We start from the raw sequence: 11744 nt of genomic DNA, 5'->3' as shown, positions 1-11744 counted from the left end.
CCGGCCGTTGCCGTCGGCGGCCGGCTAGTCCCGCCAGGTGCCCCGCAGGGCGGAGACGGAGAATCCCGGGCCGTAGGCGACCACCAGCGCGCTCGCGCCGTCGGCCGGGGGCTCGCCGTGGGTGCGTTCGAGGACGCGGAGGACCGATACGCCCCCGAGGTTGCCCTCTTCGGAGAGGGTGTCGAGGGAGTGGCGGGCGTCGGATTCGGTGAGGCCGAGGGCGTCGGCCGTGTCGAGGATGATGGGCCTGGAACCGGGGTGGATGACGGGCACGTCGACGGTGCGGCCGGCGAGCCAGCCGGTGACGGCGGGCATGACGTGCCTCGCGCCGCCGGCCGCCTGTTTGGTGCTGTCGAAGTGCAGGCCCGTGCTGTCGATGCGGCCCGCGTACATGGTGAGGCTGTCCGGGAGCACGTACTCGAACAGCCCGCCGGCGTCGACGGCGAGGCCGGGGCCGAGGGGGTCGCTGGAGACGACGGTGGCGGCTCCGCTGTCGCCGAACAGCGCCTTGTAGATCATGTGCTCGATCTTGGTGTCGGCGTGGTTGTAGGCGGTGGACAGCACTTCGGCGGCGACGACGAGGACGCGGGATCCGGGGTGGAGGAGGGCCTGTTCCACGGCTCGGAGCAGGGCGTGGGCGCCGCCCGCGCAGGCGGTGGTCGTCAGGGCGGTACGGCGGACGGTGGGCCGCAGGCCGAGCCGCTCGACCAGGTGGACGTCGAGGTTCGGGACGGCCCAGCCGGTGGCGTGGGTGGTGATGAGGCCGGTGATGTCGCCGGGCTGGAGCCGGTACCGGTCGAGGATGGCGCGGGCGGCCTGTTCGGCCAGGGCGAGGCCGTCCGCGAAGGCGCGGGCGGCGCGGTCGCCCACCTCCGCGGTGCCGTTGATGGTGGGCGAGTTCAACGGCTGCGTGAAATAGCGGCTTTCGACGCCGCAGTTGCCGAGGACGCGGAGGATCGCGCCGAGCCGGGGGTGGTGCGGGTGGTGGGCGCGAATGTCGTCGGCTATCTCGGTTGTGGTGATTTTGTGTGCGGCGAGGACGGTGGTGGGCCGGGCGATATGAGCAGGCATGGGTTCCCCCCTGAAGGCGCTGCGACCTGATTAAGTCAAGGTACGGCAAAATTGGCTGGTTTGTTTCCTTGGCCGTCCTCGAAATACTGCCTGGCCGCGCACCAAAGGCGGGCAAATTCAGGCGTTCATGCCGTCCTCCTGGGCTTTCAACAGACGCGGTCGGCTCCTGGCCCGCCGCGGCCCCGGCCGGAATACGAGGATCATGCACCGGGACCCGGGCGCCGCGAGCGGCTGCGCCACACACATCGTCACCCACCCCGGTCCCTCGACCGCGTGACGGATCGGACGCTCGTCGCCGTCGGGGTGGATGGAGGCCCCGCCCTTCTCGTACAGGGGCTGGGCCAGGGGGTCGGCGAGGACGTCCGCCTCGATCTGCCGCAGGACCTTGTCGTCCGCGCGCTGGGCCAGCGCGGCCTGCAACTGGGGCATCACCAGCGGCGCCCACGCCGTGGCCCAGTCGAGGAGTTGGTCACGCCCGTCCAGCAGCATCCAGCGCATGGTGTTGGCCGGTGCCCGGCCGCTGTCGAACAGGGCGTGGAAGCGGTCGTTGCAGGTGACGAGGTTCCAGGAGGCGTCGGTGACGTACGCGGGGTGGGTGATGCCGGCGACGGCGTCGGCCCAGGCGGCGGGCAGGGCGTGGCCGGAGGTGTCGTAGAGGGGGCCGGGCGGGTCCTCGCCGCGGGCGTACCGGCAGAGGCTGATCCACTCCTGCTCGTTCATGCCGTACAGGCGCGCGACGTCGCGGAGGAGGTCGACCGGAGGGTGGTGGTAGTTGCCGGATTCCAGGCGCTGGTAGGTGCGGTCGGAGTAGCCGAGGAGTCCGTCGACCTGACCCTGTGACAGACCGGGCGCGCGGCGCCCGCGGCCGGTGGGACGGGGCAGTCCGTGTGTTTCGGGGGATATGAGCGCGCGACGGTCTTTGAGGAGCTTTTTCAATGCTTGGCGGTTCACTGGCGGCTTGTCCCCCGGGGCTGGCGTTGACTGCGGCTCAGTTTAATTACTGTCACGCGGTATTGATGTAAAAGATTCGCCGTAGATATCGACTGGTCGCGTGCTGCATGCTCGGTGGCGCGGGGTCGCTGGCCTGCGGATGCGGTGATCAGTGACCGCGTGGTGACACCCTCGCGGGTGCTGGTCGGCGTCGCTCGCGACGCCGGCCGGTATCCGTGAGCGAGGGGCCGGGACGGACCGGGAGGGCGACCGGTTTTCGGGTGCCGTTTCCCGTCGGCGGGACACGTGCGGCGCCCGAGACGCGGCACTCACGGTACGGCGCCCGGCTGCCAGGCCACGGCCGGTGCCCCCTCGCCCCACCCCAGGGGCCTCGGCACCGGCCGTCCGGCCAGGTCGTGCCCGGCGGTTCTTCCGGGCGTGCCCTGCTTCACCGCGCACCCCGACCGGCTCCGGCTGATGAACCGGGACCGACTCGAACGCGCCGGCGGCACCCGGCCCGACCCGGACGACTCCGTTCGGGCCACCGTGCTCCACAAGACCGAGCAGCTGCGCGAAGGGCAGCAGGCCGGCCACCTCGACCCGGCCTGGGACCCCGTCACCGGTGGGCCGCGCTGCCACGGTCAGGCCGTGCGCAGGGCCGGGCACACACGGTCGGGTTCGGGCTCGGTCCACCCGTTCGGCTCCGAATGGATACGGCGGCGCGGGGCATTCGGGTCCTGCCCGGGTGCGTCCCGGGTGGCTGGGCCGCGGCCGATCCCCGAGTACGGTCGCGGCGCCAGCCGTACGGCCGGCTGTTCCCGCTCCGCGCAACCGGGTGCCGGGACGGCGCCGTCCGCGTCCGAGGTCGCTGTTCACCCCGAGGACCACGCCGCCGCGCCCGCTCGCTGTCGAGGCGTTCTTCCCGGCCGTGCCCCCGGCCGTCGGGGCCGACGGGCTCCTGCTCGAACCCTGTGAGTTGCACCCGGAGCAGGTGGTCACCTACCCGTTCGCCGGTCTCCCGCCCGAGCAGCTGTGCGCCCGGATCGACGCCTGGGAGGGCGCCGTCGGGGCCGAGGGCGAGCGGGCTGACGGGGACACGGCGGAGCCGCCGCGCTACCAGGACGACCCGTCCTTCCCGGCCGGCCGGCGCGTCGGCGGCTTCGCCTCCCGGCACACCACCGATCCGTACCCCAGGGACTGCCCGGCCGGCCTCGGGGCCCGGCCGCGAGGCTCGGGCGCGAGGCTCGGGCGCGAGGCTCGGGCGCGAGGCTCGGGCGCGAGGCTCGGGCGCGGACCCTCAGTGGCGCAGGCGGGTGTTGAGGCGGGCGGCCTGGCGTGTGAGGTGGTCGCGTTCGGCGAGGTTGGTGGCGCGGCGGGCCGCCTCGGCGTACAGCCGCGCCGCCGTCGCGAGGTCGCCGTCGCGTTCGTGCAGGTGGGCCGCTACGGCGGTGTGGCGGGGCAGCGAGTCGTCCAGCTCCGCGAGCGCCGCCAGGCCGGCGCGGGGGCCGTCGGCCTCGCCGACGGCCACGGCGCGGTTGAGCCGGACGACCGGGTTGCCGGTCAGGCGCAGCAGTTCGTCGTACCACTCCACGATCTGCACCCAGTCGGTCTCCTCGGCGGTGGGCGCGTCGGCGTGGAGGGCGGCGATGGCGGCCTGGGCCTGGAACTCGCCCAGCCGGTCTCGGGCGAGGGCCGCCTGGAGGACCGTGACGCCCTCGGCGATCAGGCGCGTGTCCCATCGGGTCCGGTCCTGCTCCGCGAGCGGGACCAGGCTGCCGTCGGGCGCGGTCCGCCCGTCGCGCCGGGCGTGGTGGAGCAGCATCAGGGCGAGCAGCCCCGCCACCTCGGGGTGGTCGATGCGTGCCGCGAGCTGCCGGGTGAGCCGGATGGCCTCGGCGGCCAGGTCGACGTCGCCGGAGTAGCCCTCGTTGAAAACCAGGTAGAGGACGCGCAGCACGGTGGCGACGTCGCCGGGCCGGTCGAGCCGCACGCCGGAGACGGTGCGCTTGGCCCGGCTGATCCGCTGCGCCATGGTCGCCTCGGGCACCAGGTAGGCCCGGGCGATCTGGCGGGTGGTGAGTCCGCCGACGGCGCGCAGCGTGAGCGCGACCGCGGACGACGGCGTCAGCGACGGGTGGGCGCACAGGAAGTAGAGCTGGAGCGTGTCGTCCACCGTCGGCGCCGGCCCCGGCGCGGGTTCCTCCTCGGCGCGGTCCTCACGTCGGCGGCGCGCGGTGTCCGCCCGGGTCTGGTCGAGGAACTTGCGCCAGGCCACGGTGACCAGCCAGCCCTTCGAGTCCCGCGGCGGGTCGGCCGGCCAGACGCGGACCGCCTCGAGCAGCGCCTCCTGGACGGCGTCCTCGGCCGCCGCGAAGTCTGCTCCGCGGCGGACGAGGAGGGCGAGCACGCCCGGCGTGAGGCTCCTCAGCAGAGCCTCGTCCATCAGTGGCACTCGGTGGTGTCGGGCGTCGCGGTCAGGAACGGGCGCACCTCAAGCCACTCGTGGATCGGCTTCCCGCCCGCACCGGGGGCGGCCGACAGTTCCCCGGCCAGCTCGACGGCGCGCTCGTGGCTGTCGACGTCGATGACCATCCAGCCGGCGATGAGGTCCTTGGTCTCGGCGAAGGGGCCGTCGGTGACCGGCGGGCGCCCCTCACCGTCGTACCGGACCCACGTGCCCTCGGGGGCGAGCGCCTGGCCGTCGACGAACTCGCCGGTCTCCTCCAGGCGGGCCGCGAAGTCCCGCATGAACTGGATGTGCGCCGAGACCTCCTCGGGCGTCCACTGGTCCATGGGCACGTCGTTGACCGCCGCCGGAGCGCCGCGGTAGTGCTTGAGCAGCAGGTACTTGGCCATCGTGGTTCTCCTCGGTGGTGGTGCGGCCCATTGTGGCCGCGCTCACCCCTGGGACGGAGCCGGTCACGGGTTCTCGACATCGCCGCCGGATTTTTTTCCGCGGAGGTGTCCCGGGTGCGGAGCCGTGTGCTCCGTATGTGGTGGTTCTCAGGTGGACGGTGGAAGCAGGGGTCGACGGGGACTGCCTTTCGGTTGAGTAGCCGGGATGCGGTTCTGGACTGCGAGGAGGTTGGCCGGTGCCGAGTCTCGTACGGGTGCCGCTGGAAGGCGGCGGGGCGATTCTGCTGGAAGAGGCCGGCGCACCGGAGCCGGACGGGCCGGTGAAGGCGGGCCGGGTCGGTGACGCGGTGCGAGAACTGCCCCGCACGTTGCAGGAGTCGTTGGTTCCGGTACGGGAGACGGCGCGGGCGGTACTGGACCAGCTACGACAGGCGGGCCCGCGGGAGGTGGAGGTGGAGTTCGGGGTGAACCTGTCGGCGAAGGCCGGAGCGGTCATCAGCCTCGGCGAGGCAGCCGTGCATCTCAAGGTCCGGCTGGTGTGGGAGAGCGGCGAGCCGGGGCACGACGGCCGGTGAGCAACGCGGGGGCCATGGCGGGGGACGGTGAAGCGGCAGGCCGTGGTGGTGAACCGGCGAAGGGCGGTCTCCCGGACGACGAGGGGCATCTCGCCGGGGCGGGTGAGCCTTCGGTGCCCGCCTCGGTCTTCCAGGTCCTCGCGTCGGACGGCCGCGTCGCCGGGGCGGGTTTCCTGGCCGGGGAGGACACCGGCTTCACCTGTGCGCATGTCGTGCGCGCCGCCGGGCAGTCCCCGGGCGGCCGGGTGGAGGTGCGGTTCCCGCATCTGCCGGGGGCGCCGCGGCTGATGGCCGACGTGGTGTCCGAGCAGTGGCGGGCACCGGAAGCGGAGGACGTGGCGGTTCTCCGTCCCGGCCCGGTTCCCGCGGGCGCCCGGCCCCTGGCCGTGGGTGCGAGCGCGGGGTGCCGGGGGCACGGCTTCTTCTCGTTCGGTTTCCCCGCCCAGGCCCTGCGGGGCGGCCACTTCGGGTACGGCGAAGTCGGCGGACTGCTGCCGGGGGACGGCGGTGCGGGACGGCAGCTCCAGCTGACGAAGTCCAACGACCTGACCACCGGGTTCAGCGGCGCTCCGGTCGTGGACGAGATGACCGGCCTGGTGATCGGCATGGTCAGCTCCATCGTCTCCCCCGACATCCACGGGAAGGGGGTGCAAGTCGCCTACGCCACCCCGGCCGAAGTGCTGCGGGAGGTCCAGCCCCGGCTGACGGAGCACCAGGCGTGCCCGTATCTGGGGCTGAAGCCGTTCACGAGCCGGCACGCCGACTGGTTCCACGGCCGCGAGACCGCGGTGGAACGGGTGCTCGCGGCGCTGCGGGGAAACCGGCGGATGGTCATGCTGCTGGGCCCCTCCGGAGCGGGGAAGACCTCGCTCGTCCACGCGGGTGTCCTCCCCGCCCTGGCCCGGGGAGCGATACCGGGCAGCGACCGCTGGCTGCCCTTGAGCGCCCGGCCCGGCCGGGACCTTCTCACCGAGCTGGAGGGCGCGGGCCTGCCCGGCGCGGCCACCGACGGCCTGGTGGCCGCGGCCGAGGCCCGGCGTGCCGACGAGCCCGGCCACGACCGCCTCCTGCTGGTCGTCGACCAGTTCGAGGAACTCCTGACCCAGCCGGCTCCCCCCGTGCGGCAGCGGGCTGACGACAGGCGTCTGCAAGCCGTTGACCAGCTCCTCGAACTGGCCGGCTCGCACGCGCCCGTCACCGTGCTGGTGGTCATGCGCAACGACTTCTACGCCCCCCTCGCCGCCCTCGCCCCCGACTTGATGAACGCCGTCCTCCCGGGGCTGTGCAACGTCCCGGCGACACTGAGCCGCGGCGACCTCCTCGCGATCATCACGCGACCCGCCGCGGCCGTGGGCCTGCCCTTGGAGACCGACCTCGCGGAGCGGATCGTCGAAGACGTCCTGGCCGTCGACCCGGAAGCCCGGCAAACGCCGGTGACCCTGCTCCCGCCGCTGGAGCTGGCCCTGCGCCACCTGTGGACGCGCCGCCGTCGCGAGGACGGCAAGCTCACCCACGCGGCCTACGAACGGATCGGCAGGGTCACCGGCAGCCTGACGGACGGGTGCAACCACGCCCTCGGCCAACTGCCCGCGGCGCAGCGCCCGGTCGCACGGCGGATCCTCACCGCACTCGTCCGGCCCGCCGACGAGGACAACGGCATCCCCGCCACCCGTCAGCCCGTCCCCCTCGGCCGCCTGCGCGCCCTGGCCGCAGACCCGGCCGCAGACCCGGCCGCCGGCGCGGTCTTCGACGACGTGCTGGCGGCCCTGACCCGTCACCGCATCATCACCACCGACATCAGCACACGTCCCGGCGCGCCCCGCGGGGAACCGGCGGCGGAGCTCATCCACGACGCCCTCGTCCGCGACTGGGCCGACCTGCGTGACTGGGTCGCGCGGGACCACCAGTTCCAGGTCTGGCTGCGGCGCGCCACCGAGCAGCACAAGCGCCACGCGCGAAGCGGTCTGCCGGGTGACCTGCTGGACGGCTCCCTGCTGGCCGAGGGGGAGGAATGGGCGGGGCAGCGCTCGCTCCCGGACGAGATCGTCTCGCTGCTGGACGCGAGCCGGCAGCACCAGCAGTCGGCCATGCGGCGCACCCGGCGCGTCAACGCCGCCCTCGCCGCGGTGCTGGTACTCGCCCTGATCGTCACCGGCGTGGCGTGGGCCCAGCGGCAGACCGTCATCGGCCAGCGTGACCGTGCCGCCTCCGCCCAGGTGGCCGGAATCGCCCAGTCGGTCCGCCACAGCGATCCCCGGCTCGCGCGGCGGCTGGCGGTGGCTTCGGCGCGCCTCGCCGACACGCCCGAGTCGTGGTCCGCGCTCCTCGCGCTGCGCAACCAGCGGGAGGAGGACGTCCTCAGACTGCCCGGCTTCGTGGTGACGACCGCGAACCTCGACAGGGCCGGACGAACCCTCGTGGCCGCCGGCGGCAACCGCGTGGGGTTCTGGAACGTCGACACCCGCAGACGGATCGGGTCCTACAGCGCCACGGCCAAGGTCCTCTACGCAACGCTGTCGGCCGACGGCGAGACGGCCGCCGTGAGCACCGGGGACGGGAACACCCGCCTGATCGACGTCTCCCGTGCCCGTCCCCGCGACAGTCACGTCTACCCCAGCGCCAGGGACGTCCACCAGCCCAGGGTCGCGGTCAGTCCGCACGGCACCTATCTGCTGATCGAGGGGATCACCGCGGACAAGCCCACGATGACGGTCTGGGACACTCGTACGGCGAAGAAGGTCATCACGACGACCGGAAGCGACTTACCCATCTGGAGCACCTCCTTCTCACCGGACGAACGGGTGCTCTCGCTGCCGGTCGCCCACGGCAGGGGACAGCCGTTCACCTGGCTCGACACCCGGACCCGGAAGAAGATCCCGGTTCCCGACCTCGAACTGGGTTCCGACGATGTGCCGAGCCCGATCGTCTTCAGCCCGGACGGGAAACACGCGGCCTTCTCGGCCAAGGGCGGAAGGATCCGGGTCTTCGACCTCGCGGGCGGGTACTTCAGCGCCGAACTCACCGGAGGCGACGACCCCTCGGTCTACCCTGTCGGTTTCAGCCTCGACGGCCGGTACATCGCGCAGGGCGGCAACCTGTGGGACACGGCGTCTTCCCTGCGTTCGGACCCCGTCATGCGCTACTCGACGACGGACAGCGAGTGCTACGGCGATCCCGGCCCGCAGTTCACGTCCGACGACTCCGAGCTCCGGTGCGTCGGCACCGACGGCGCCGTCCGCTCCCTCGACATCACCCCGTTCACCAAGGTCCCCGAGGGGACGGGTGAGTTCTACGGGGAGGGCGTCGTGAGCGGCGACCGACGCACCCTCGCGCTCGTCCACGACCGCGACATCGAGATCCGGTCCCCGCTGTCGCGCACCAGGCGCCTCACCGTCACATCGGGCGCGAGCGAGTGGGGTGCGGCCGTGGACAAGATCCAGCTGAGCCACGACGGGCATCTGCTCGCCGTCCGCACCTATACCAGGATCGAAGTCTGGGACATCGCCGACAAGGCGGGCAGGAGGAAGGCGACTCTGCTCGGCAGGATGCCGGTCGTCCAGAAGGACCGGCTCAGCGGAGCGTTCATAGAGTTCGCGTTCTCACCGGACGACAAGTCGCTCGCGGTCCAGGTCGCCACACAGGACGGGACCAATGCGCTCACCTTCTGGAACCTGACCGGCACGCGCCGCATCCGCGACGTGCGCGCCGGCCTCGGCTACCCGGACGACGGAGCCGCCGTCGTCTTCCAGCCCGACGGCAAGAGCGTGATCGCCGCCCCGAACCTCGGCAGAGTCGCCTTCCCGTCCGGCCGGATCGTCACCAGGGGCACCCCGAGCATGGAGGTGGACGCGATCAGCGACGACGGCAGGACGCTCTACACCTACCCCCGGGCCTTCAGGCCCTACCTCCGCTTTCGGAACGCGTCGACGCTCCTGCCCGACGGAGACGACCTGCGCACCGGGCCCGTGGCCCCTCGTCTGTCCGCGCCGGAAAGGGCCACCGCCGTCTCACCCGACGGCCGGCTGTTCGCCACCGTGCACGAATCCGGCACCGGCTACGAGACCAAGGTCTGGGACAGCCGCACGGGGACCCAGCTCGGCGTCCCGCTCACGGCGTCCCCCGACGAGATCGTCGCGCTCGCGTTCACCCCCGGCGGCTCCGCGCTGACCACCGTGGACCGGTACGGAAGGACAGTCACCCACACCATCGCGGCCGCGCGGCTGGTGCGGGACCTCTGCGACGAGTCGGGTCCCCTGACCGCATCCGAATGGAGAGCACACATCCCCGACGTCCCGTACCGGAGGACATGCTGACCTGACTTGCCGGAAGCGACCGGCCGTACGCGGCGCGAGCGGCCCGCCCTGCCGCCTGTGCGACGAAACGCGGTCCCCTGGGCGATACCCTTCGCTGCGCGGCCGGTCGGCGACCCCCACGAGGGAGGCTCGGGCATGACCTACTACGACCTCGGCGGCCACACCCGGCGCGTGACCACGTCGTCCGACGCGGCGCAGACCTGGTTCGACCGCGGGCTGAACTGGACGTACGCCTTCAACCACGAGGAGGCCGTCCGCTGTTTCGAGGCCGCCGCCGCGGCGGACCCCGGCTGTGCCATGGCCGACTGGGGCCTGGCCCACGCCCTCGGCCCCAACTACAACAAGCCCTGGGAGTCCTTCGACGAACAGGACCTGGAGCGGACGGCGGAGCGGGCGCACGCCGCCGTGCGGCGCGCCCGTGCGAAGGCGGCCGGCGCCACCCCGGTCGAGCAGGCCCTCATCGGCGCGCTGGGGGCCCGCTACCCACGGTCCCGGGCCCCGGACACCGAGGACCGTTCCGTGTGGAACGCCGCCTACGCCGACGGCATGCGGGCCGCCCACCGGCTGGCCGACGGCGACCTCGACGTGGCCGCCCTGTACGCCGACGCCCTGATGAACCTCACGCCCTGGCGGCTGTGGGACATCCGCACGGGCCGTCCGGCCCCGGGCGCGCGCACCATTGAGGCCAGGGAGGTCCTGGAGAAGGCCCTCGCCACACGGGCGGGGGCGCGGCACCCGGGCCTGCTGCACCTGTACGTCCACCTGATGGAGATGTCCCCCACGCCCGAGGCCGCCCTGCCGGCGGGTGACCGGCTGCGCGGACTGGCGCCGGACGCGGGCCACCTCCAGCACATGCCGTCCCATCTGGAAGTGCTCTGCGGCGACTACCGCCGGGTGGTCTGCGACAACACCGAGGCGATCAGGGCCGACGAGAAGTTCCGTGCCCGGTCGGGCGCGATGAACTTCTACACCCTGTACCGGTGCCACAACCTCCACTTCAAGATCTACGGCGCGATGTTCCTAGGCCGCTACCAGGACGCCCTCGACACGGCGGACCGGCTGGAGGCCGCCGTACCCGAGGAGCTGCTGCGCGTGGAGAGCCCGCCCATGGCGGACTGGCTGGAGGGCTTCCTCGCGATGCGGGTGCACGTGCTGATCCGCTTCGGCCGCTGGGACGACATCCTGCGCCTGCCGCTGCCCGCCGACGCCCGGCTGTACCGCGTCACGACGGCGATGCTGCGGTACGCGCGCGGGGTCGCCCTCGCGGCGACGGGCCGCACCGGCGAGGCCGAGACGGAACGCGCGCTGTTCCACGCGGCGGTCGCCCGGGTGCCGCGGACACGGATGCTGTTCAACAACACCTGTACGGACATCCTGGCCATCGCCGCGCGGATGCTGGACGGCGAGCTGGACTACCGCAGGGGCAGGTACGAGGAGGCGTTCGCGGCGCTGCGCCGGTCGATCGAGCTGGACGACGGCCTGCCGTACGACGAGCCGTGGGGCTGGATGCAGCCCACCCGGCACGCCTACGGCGCGCTGCTCCTCGAACAGGGCCTGGTGGCGGAGGCCGAGGCCGTCTACCGTGCCGACCTCGGACTCGACGACACGCTCCCCCGCCCGCTGCAGCACCCGGGCAACGTCTGGGCGTTGCACGGTCTCCACGAGTGTCTGGTGCGGCTCGGCAAGGAGGGGGAGGCACGGATCGTGGCCCAGCAGCTGAAGATCGCCGCGGCGCTGGCGGACGTACCCGTCGAGGCGTCCTGCTTCTGCCGCCTGGGGACCGCCGCCGCGGGCTCCGCGTCCTCGCGGGGCTGCTGCGCCGAGGAGCACTGACGGCCGGGTACCGCTCCGGCGGGGGCGGAAGCACGTCCGTGCGCGGGTCGTCCGGGCCCCGGGCGCCCGAGGGCCGCACGACCCCCGTCGCCGGGCGGCGCGCCCGCGTCGCGAGACGTCACCCCCGGCGGCGGGCCGCCGTGGCTGCGTCTCGCGGCAGCGCCGT

The 11744-nt window shown here is 73.1% G+C and carries 8 protein-coding genes; 4 read left to right on the top strand and 4 right to left on the bottom strand.

Features of this window, described 5'->3' with window-relative positions; genetic code table 11:
- Nucleotides 1-24: 24 nt before the first annotated feature.
- Together AB0947_RS30725 and AB0947_RS30720 are read right to left on the bottom strand one after the other, a co-directional pair.
- Nucleotides 25-1071, bottom strand: coding sequence for a PhlD (locus AB0947_RS30725; RefSeq protein ID WP_366753614.1), 1047 nt, complete (start codon nucleotides 1069-1071; stop codon nucleotides 25-27).
- A gap of 117 nt (nucleotides 1072-1188) precedes the next feature.
- Entirely contained in the window at nucleotides 1189-2022 is an 834-nt protein-coding gene (locus AB0947_RS30720) for a helix-turn-helix domain-containing protein (RefSeq protein ID WP_366753613.1), read from the bottom strand.
- 285 nt (nucleotides 2023-2307) lie between these two features.
- Here AB0947_RS30720 and AB0947_RS30715 point away from each other — a divergent pair, with 285 nt between their 5' ends.
- Nucleotides 2308-2976: a hypothetical protein gene (locus AB0947_RS30715; RefSeq protein ID WP_366753612.1), complete on the top strand. Its 669-nt coding sequence runs from the start codon at nucleotides 2308-2310 to the stop codon at nucleotides 2974-2976.
- A gap of 322 nt (nucleotides 2977-3298) precedes the next feature.
- Here the strand turns inward: AB0947_RS30715 and AB0947_RS30710 are convergent, their stop codons facing one another.
- Nucleotides 3299-4444 carry a DUF6596 domain-containing protein gene (locus AB0947_RS30710; RefSeq protein WP_366753611.1) on the bottom strand — a complete coding sequence of 382 codons (1146 nt, stop codon included), beginning with the start codon at nucleotides 4442-4444 and terminating at the stop codon, nucleotides 3299-3301.
- Nucleotides 4444-4857: a YciI family protein gene (locus AB0947_RS30705; RefSeq protein ID WP_366753610.1), complete on the bottom strand. Its 414-nt coding sequence runs from the start codon at nucleotides 4855-4857 to the stop codon at nucleotides 4444-4446. Before AB0947_RS30705 ends, AB0947_RS30710 begins: the two co-directional genes overlap by 1 nt.
- Before the next feature lie 236 nt (nucleotides 4858-5093).
- Here AB0947_RS30705 and AB0947_RS30700 point away from each other — a divergent pair, with 236 nt between their 5' ends.
- The 3 genes from AB0947_RS30700 to AB0947_RS30690 all read left to right on the top strand — a co-directional run bounded on the left by AB0947_RS30700 (nucleotide 5094) and on the right by AB0947_RS30690 (nucleotide 11578).
- Nucleotides 5094-5432, top strand: coding sequence for a CU044_2847 family protein (locus tag AB0947_RS30700; RefSeq protein WP_366753609.1), 339 nt, complete (start codon nucleotides 5094-5096; stop codon nucleotides 5430-5432).
- 14 nt (nucleotides 5433-5446) lie between these two features.
- Nucleotides 5447-9745, top strand: a complete 4299-nt coding sequence (locus AB0947_RS30695; protein WP_366753608.1) for a trypsin-like peptidase domain-containing protein — start codon at nucleotides 5447-5449, stop codon at nucleotides 9743-9745.
- A gap of 135 nt (nucleotides 9746-9880) precedes the next feature.
- Nucleotides 9881-11578 carry a hypothetical protein gene (locus AB0947_RS30690; protein WP_366753607.1) on the top strand — a complete coding sequence of 566 codons (1698 nt, stop codon included), beginning with the start codon at nucleotides 9881-9883 and terminating at the stop codon, nucleotides 11576-11578.
- Nucleotides 11579-11744 lie beyond the last annotated feature (166 nt).

The sequence above is a fragment of the Streptomyces sp. NPDC047841 genome (assembly GCF_040704085.1).
Taxonomy (GTDB): domain Bacteria; phylum Actinomycetota; class Actinomycetes; order Streptomycetales; family Streptomycetaceae; genus Streptomyces; species Streptomyces argyrophylli.
Note: the sequence above shows the minus strand (reverse complement) of the source record. Positions and strands in the feature narration are given on the sequence as shown.

Coding starts and splice junctions, on each gene's coding strand:
- AB0947_RS30725 (WP_366753614.1), bottom strand. CDS start 1,071: ATGCCTGCTCATATCGCCCGGCCCACCACCGTCCTCGCCGCACACAAA.
- AB0947_RS30710 (WP_366753611.1), bottom strand. CDS start 4,444: ATGGACGAGGCTCTGCTGAGGAGCCTCACGCCGGGCGTGCTCGCCCTC.
- AB0947_RS30705 (WP_366753610.1), bottom strand. CDS start 4,857: ATGGCCAAGTACCTGCTGCTCAAGCACTACCGCGGCGCTCCGGCGGCG.
- AB0947_RS30695 (WP_366753608.1), top strand. CDS start 5,447: ATGGCGGGGGACGGTGAAGCGGCAGGCCGTGGTGGTGAACCGGCGAAG.
- AB0947_RS30690 (WP_366753607.1), top strand. CDS start 9,881: ATGACCTACTACGACCTCGGCGGCCACACCCGGCGCGTGACCACGTCG.